Origin of the sequence: Calothrix rhizosoleniae SC01 (assembly GCF_900185595.1) — a bacterium.
Taxonomy (GTDB): domain Bacteria; phylum Cyanobacteriota; class Cyanobacteriia; order Cyanobacteriales; family Nostocaceae; genus Calothrix_A; species Calothrix_A rhizosoleniae.
This window is the reverse complement of record NZ_FYBH01000160.1, coordinates 19,842-27,652: the sequence shown is the minus strand read 5'-3', so window position 1 is coordinate 27,652 and position 7,811 is coordinate 19,842. Positions and strand designations below refer to the sequence as shown.

Below are 7,811 nucleotides of genomic sequence, written 5' to 3'. Positions count from 1 at the left end.
AGTCAATTACGGTCGCTCTTTGGGGAATATTCTGCAAGCTATACCCTTAATTTACGATCTAGACCAAATTCCCGAAGAAATTGATAGCTTTCTGGAAGGATTATCGGAATTTTTACGAGTAGAGTATCTCCGAAATTTGTTTCAAAGATTTTTTCAAGCCTCCGACAATTTATTACAGTTCTATGCCAATATATTTGAAAAAATTGCTGGTGTAGACGTTGACAACTTTGTTTACCTAATTCGCTGGGATGGTAAAGGTGATCTAGAACGGTGGAGAGTTGTATTACCAGATAAAACTCCGGTAAAAATTGAGCAAACCATGCATCAAATTGGCATGTCTCAAGATTACATTATATTAATGGACAGTGCCTTCCAATTTGGGTTAGAGCAAGTCATCAACAACCCCGTCCCCAATAGCAAGGCTGTGGACAAAACGATCCAGGCTCTTTTAGGTCGTCCCCAGTCACCAAACACCACCATATATATTATTCCTCGCCGCCAACTCAAGGCAGGACAATATCCTGCAAGCAATGATCTAGAGGTGGAAGTGGTAGCTCAGAAAGTAGTCATTCCCTTAGAAACAGTCCACTTTTTGGTTGACTATGAAAATCCTGACAACCAAATTACTCTCCACTTGGCTCAAATTTGTGCTTGGGATGGAGCCCAATGGATTCGTAATTATGATAAATCTCCCTATCCACCTCATAATCCTGTAGACCCTCGTTTGCATGGGATGATAACTAATGCTTTGGATATTAGCCGCATGGGGAGATATAAAGTTGATGGAGAAAGTGGTGAAGTACTCAAAGCTCAAAAAATTTATGATTCTCAGTGTACCTGGGGTATCGGATATTACGCCTATCGAGACTCAAGTACAACCACAATTCCCCCACGTCTAGACAATATTTACTGGACATCTTTGGGATTGTGGAAAGAATTAATCAGTGATTCAGTTTTACAACTGTACAAAGATTATAAATATCGAGCCGTACCAGTAGAAGAACTACTACGTTTGGCAGATACAGGCATACCCGCACACCTGTATCGTATATATACATCCGATGAATCTTTAAATATTAGCGATCGCTATGAATTTCCCAAAGGTTACATGGTGAACTCAGCTCAATTTATCCCCCGTGAGGATAATCAAGGAGATTCCACTAATGGCTACATCTTTTGTGCCGTTTTGTCTGGAGTAGGTAACGAAATTTGGATTTTTGATGCTCAAGATTTAGCCAGTGGAGCATTATGTAAACTTAGTCACCCTTCTCTCGACTTTGGATTTACAATTCATACTGCTTGGCTAGCTAAAACTGCTCCTCGCAATGCTAGTTATCATATTGGAGTACGTCAAGATTACCAAGATATAGTCAAACAGAAATCTCCAGAGATTCAAGAGCTGTTTGAGAAAGAGATATATCCCCATTTTGAAGATTAACTAACAGATACAGTTTATTATTTATAACAGTATGAGTATGAGGATGAATATAAATATTCATCCTTTTATTTTTTTGAACAAGCTGAATAGAACCATGTTGTTGATTCCTGGATACGAAATAACAGCAAAACTTGTTGAACGCGGAGCCAAAACCATTTATGCCGCTATCAGAACTTGTGATCAGCAAGAAGTTATTCTCAAAACAATTATTGATTCTCCTGATACTAGAGAAAATATAGCCCAAATTACAAATGAATATAAAATAATTAAAGACCTGGAAATAGAATCTATTTGTAAGTATGATTGCTTGCAAAAAATTGGCAATTTATATGTTTTAATAAGGCCATATTCTCCTTATATATCACTAATAAATTATCTCCAATATCGTAAGATAGGTATTATTGATTTTCTCAATTTATCTATTAATATTGTTAATGCTTTAGGGGAAATACATCAACACGAAATCATTCATAATGATATAAAGTTGGATAATATTATTATTAATGAATCAACACAAAAAATAAAAATTATTGATTTTGGAATTGCTGAGTGTCCAAATAAAAAGATAAAAAGCACTAGTAATCCTAATGTTATTTTAGGAACACCTGCTTATATCTCGCCAGAAAGAACTGGTCGGATGAATAGACCAGTTGACTATCGCACAGATTATTATTCTTTGGGAGTCACTTTTTATCAAATTCTGACAGGGAAGTTACCTTTCGAGACTACAGATTCTCTAGAATTAATTCATAGTCATATTGCTAAACAACCAATATCACCACAGCAAATTATGTCAGAAATTCCTCCAGTGGTTTCTGATATTGTGATGAAGTTAATGTCTAAGAATCCAGAAGATAGATATCAAAGTAGTTTTGGACTCATAACTGATATCAAAACTTGTCTGGTACAACTAGAAATATTCAATAAAATTAATAATTTTTCTCTAGGTCAACAAGATATATCAGGCAATTTTGAGATTCCTCAAAAATTATATGGAAGGGAAACAGAAATTAAGCAATTACTATCTGCTTTTAATAGGGTCAGTAAAGGTGGTAAGGAAATTACTTTAGTAGCTGGTTATGCAGGTATTGGCAAGACAGAATTAATCAATGAAATCAAAAAAAATATTATTAATAATAATGGTTATTTTATTTCTGGTAAATTCTCACAAATTAAACAAAATATTCCTTATGTAGGTTTCATTGAAGCTTTTCAAACATTAATCAAACAATTATTAACAATAAATAATGTAGAAATTCATGAATGGCAACAAAAAATCATCAATAATCTTGGTAGTAATGCTCGAATAATTACAGATTTAGTTCCTGATTTAGAAATAATTATTGGTAAACAAGCTGTGGTTCCTCGTCTACCAATAACTGAATCTCAAAACCGGTTTAACTTAGTATTTGAGAAATTTGTTGATATTTTTACTACTCAAGAGCATCCATTAGTTATATTTCTTGATGATTTACATTGGGCAGATTCAGCCTCTATAGAATTAATCAAATTATTAATAAATAGTTCTGATATTAAGCATCTATTAATGATTGGGACATATCGGAATTATGAGGTAAATAATGCCAATTCTTTCATAAATATATTAGCAAAAACGCAAAATAAAAAAGCTCGATTAAATATCATTAACCTTTCTCCTCTGAATAAAAAATATATAAAACAATTACTGATTGATATTTATAAATGTAACTCGGAAACTTCATATCTGTTAGCAGAAATTTTATATAAAAAGACTAATGGTAACCCTTTCTTCTTAATCCAGTTACTAAAAACTATTTATCATTCAAAATTAGTAATATTTGATTACCATCATCGAGTATGGCAATGGGATATTGATAAAATTCAAAAAATGGAGATTAGTGATAATGTAATTGAATTAATGGTTAGTAATATTGAAAAATTAGATAATGAGACCCAAAATATTTTAAAAATAGCTGCTTGTATTGGAAATAAATTTGATTTAGATACTTTATCTATTATAAATAATCAGAATAGAATTTGCACGGGAAAGAAATTGTTAGAAGCAGTTAATACTGGTTTTATTTTACCTATTAGTGATGAAATCATGATTGACAATCTCATCAATAATTGTGTATCTACAGATGAGAAATCATTAGCAAATGAAAAGCAAAAATCGGAAAAAATTAGATATAAATTCTTACATGATAGAGTGCAACAAGCTGTATATTCTCTAATCCCCTATAAAAATAAGCAAAAAAATCATTGGCAAATTGGTAAATTATTACTTAATCAAACTGATTATAAACAAATAGAAGAAAAAGTATTTGATTTAGTAAATCAACTAAATATTGGCTATAAATCTAGTAAATGCCAGTCAGATAAGTACGAATTAGCCCACTTAAATCTAATTGCAGGTCAGAAAGCTAAGGCTGCCAATGCTTATATTTCATCACTGGAATATCTCCGTTTTGGCTTAAATTTATTACATGTAGATAGTTGGGTGAAAAACTATCAGTTAACCTTTGAATTATACCTGGAAAATATAGAATTAGAATTTATCCAAACTAACATAAATTCAGCATTTAATCTTTCTAAGATTGCCATTCAAAAAACTGATAATATTCTTGACAAGATTAAATTATATGAACTGCAAATTAAATTTTATATTTATCAAAATGAGATGCAAAAAGCTCTCGATATTGGATTGCAAGTTTTGGATATCTTAGAAGTAAAACTTTCCCAAAAAATTAATAAGACACTCATTATTGAAGATTTGTTGAATTTACCAGAAATGAGTAATATTCACCAAATAGTAGCAGTAGATATTCTAGAGACAATTACTGCTGCTGCTTTTACTAGTAATCCGGGACTAGTAGAACCAATTATTATCACTATGATTAATATTTGTAGTCAGTATGGAAATACTTACTCTTCTGCTTATGCTTATGGACTTTATGGGTTGCTTTTATGCAGTTCAATTAACAAGATAGATTTAGGATATAATTTTGGCAAATTAGCTGTAAATTTGATTGAGAAATTAGATGTACAGCAAACAATGTCTCGAGTTTATCATCTAGTCTCTATTTGTATTATACACTGGAAAGAACATGGTAAAAAAGCTTTAGATTTGTCATTAAAAGCAATTGAAATTGGACTAAAAAATGGCGATTTAGAGTATACAAGTTATGCTGCCATGTTTTATTCTCAGAATATATTTTTATTGGGAATTAATCTAGAGCAGGTCAATAGTGACCAATGTAAATATATTAATTTAATTCGTCAACTGAAAAATGATTTTTCTTTTTACTATGCCAAAATATGGAGGCAAGTTACTTTAAATCTACTAGATTCTAAAAATAATTCATCTTGTCTTATAGGTGAAGAATTGAATGAGGCAGAACTTTTACCTTATCTATTAGAAGTTAATAATATTCAATCATTATTTTCAATCTATTTAGCTAAAACTATTCTTTGTTACTTGTTTGGAGACTATCAAGAATCTATAAAAAATGCCAAATTAGCTGAAAATTATATAGAACCAATAACTACTACTATAGGTTATGTAAACTATATTTTTTACTATTCTTTGGCAATTCTTGCTGAATATTTACAATCTGCTGATGCCAAAACCAAATCTCATCTAAACGAGAGTAAAAATATTACAGATATCATAGATGATAACCAAAAAAAAATGAATATATGGGCAGAAAATTGTCCTGCAAATTATCAACATAAATATGACCTAATAGAAGCAGAAAAACTTCGTATTCTTGGACAAAAACTATTAGCGATGGAATATTACGAACTAGCTATTAGTGGAGCACAAGAAACTGGATATATTCATGAAGAAGCCTTAGCTAATGAAAGAGCAGCAGATTTTTATCTTTCTTTTGGAAGATTAAAAATTGCAGAAGTGCATATAAAGGAAGCCTACTATGGCTATAGTTATTGGGGAGCAAAGGCTAAGGTTAAAAATTTAAAATCTAAATATGCCGATTTATTCAATAAAATATCTACAATAGATATTATCGATCCCAATAAAATTAACTACAATAAAAATATTATTAGTAATAGTACTAGAGCTAATCAAATAGATTTAAAAGCAGTGATCAAAGCATCACAAGTTTTTACTAGTGAAATTGTTCTAGATAGATTACTAGAAAAAATGCTCAAAATTGTGTTAGAAAATGCTGGGGCTCAATCATGCTTTTTATTATTAGATGTAGATGGTAATTTATTTCTAGAAGCGTATGGTCAAATCAATCCAGATAATGGAAATATAGAAGTATCAGTATGTTCTGAGAAACAATTTATATTACCTTTATCTATTATTAATTATGTGTATAGGAGTGAGCAAGATGTAGTTTTAGAAAATGCTACTAGTGAAGGGATATTTTCACATGATATTTATATAGCTTCTAGAAAACCCAAATCTATTTTATGTACTGCTATTATTTATCAAGGTAAATCTATCGGTATATTATATTTAGAGAACAATATAGTTACAGGAGCTTTTAGCTCAGATAGATTAGAAATTTTAAAAATATTATCTTCCCAAGCTGCTATTTCTATTGAAAATGCTAGATTATATAAACAAATGACCTCTTTAAATAATAGTTTAACTCAACAGATTAAAGAGCGTATACAAGCCCAAAATGCATTATCTAGTAGCGAACAAAGATTCTCTCAATTCCTAGAAGCTGTACCTGTGGGTATATTTGTGACTGACTCCAAGGGTCAACCTTATTATGCGAATCAGATTGCACAGCAAATACTCGGTAAAGGTATAGTTTCAGATATTAGTTTAGATAAGTTGTCAGATGTTTATAGACCTTATGTCTTAGATACCCGAGATTTTTATCCATATGAAAAGCAACCTATTGTTATGGCGTTGCAAGGTAAAACCGTGAGCATAGATGATATGGAAATTCATCATGGTGATAGAGTTATCCCTTTGGAGGTAGCAGCAACACCTATTTTTGATCAAAATGGTGAAATAATTTATGCGATCGCAGTATTTCAAGATATCACTGAACGGAAGCAAGCTGAAGCTCAAAGGATTAAGTTTACTAAACAATTATCACAAAAAAACATTGCTTTAGAAAAAGCAGCCACGGAATTAGAGTATTCTAATATTAATTTAGAAAAGAAAGTAGAAGAAAGAACACAAAAACTATCAGAAACTTTAGAAATACTCAAAGCTACTCAGTCTGATTTATTAATTGAGAATGCATTACTGAGAAGTGGGGATAAAATTTCTAAATACGAGTATCAAGTAGGTGGTAGTTTACCAATGGATGCACCTACATATGTAGTACGTTCTGCGGATAGATATCTCTACAAATCTTTGAAGACGGGTCATTTTTGTTATGTCCTCAATACTCGCCAAATGGGTAAATCTAGCCTGCGAGTCCAAATTATGAAAAGATTACAAGCAGAAGGTTTTGTCTGTGCTGCTATTGATATTTCAGAAATTGGCAATCGTTATGTAACTATAGAACAATGGTATGTAGGATTTATTTATATATTAGCCAATAATTTGAATTTATTAGAAACAATTGATATCCGTAAATGGTGGCGTGACCATGACATGTTGTCACCTGTTCAGCGTTTAGGTGAATTTTTGCATCAGATATTACTTAAAAGTATTAGTGAAAAAATTATTATTTTTATTGACGAAATTGATAACACAATCAACTTAGATTTTGATATTGATGATTTTTTCATTCTAATTCGTAATTGCTATAATCAACGAGCGAGTAATGTAGAATATAATCGATTAAATTTTGTTCTATTTGGTGTAGGTACATCTTCTCAATTTATTCAAGATAAAAATCGTACTCCTTTTAATATTGGTAATGCGATTCCATTACAAGGGTTCAAATTACATGAAGCCCAACCTTTACTGCAAGGATTACAAGAAAAAGTTAGGAACCCTCAAATTGTCCTCAAAGAAGTATTAGGATGGACAAATGGTCAGCCATTCCTAACCCAAAAAATTTGCAAACTTATTCGTAGTTCACCATCTTGCATTCCTACTAATAGTGAAGCTGAATGGATTGAGAATTTGATCCAAACCCAAATCATTGAGAATTGGGAATCCCAAGATGAGCCAGAGCATTTAAGGACGATTCGGGATCGACTTTGCCATAATAGCTCACAAAATCATTTACCCAACCAGAAATTAGAAGTTGTCAAACTTTGGCAAATTTATCAACGAATCTTACTGGAAGGAAATATTATCAAGGTTGAGAGTCGAGAAGTAAGGGAATTACTTTTGTCTGGTTTAGTTATTCAAGAGCAAGGAATGCTCAAGGTTAATAATCGCATTTATGAATTGATATTTGATCTCGCTTGGGTAAAAATGATGTTGGCAGAAGAATAATCAGTATTT

At 31.4% G+C, this 7,811-nt stretch carries 2 protein-coding genes; both read left to right on the top strand.

What is annotated here, in order from left to right; all coding sequences use genetic code 11:
• The coding region (locus CALSC_RS09760) for a carotenoid oxygenase family protein (RefSeq protein WP_143288207.1) at positions 1–1,438 on the top strand (1,438 nt) is incomplete at its 5' end.
• A gap of 94 nt (positions 1,439–1,532) precedes the next feature.
• Positions 1,533–7,802: an AAA family ATPase gene (locus CALSC_RS09755; RefSeq protein WP_088241160.1), complete on the top strand. Its 6,270-nt coding sequence runs from the start codon at positions 1,533–1,535 to the stop codon at positions 7,800–7,802.
• Positions 7,803–7,811 lie beyond the last annotated feature (9 nt).

Excerpts from the sequence above, each read along its gene's own strand:
- CALSC_RS09755 (WP_088241160.1), top strand. The coding sequence starts at position 1,533 with ATGTTGTTGATTCCTGGATACGAAATAACAGCAAAACTTGTTGAACGC.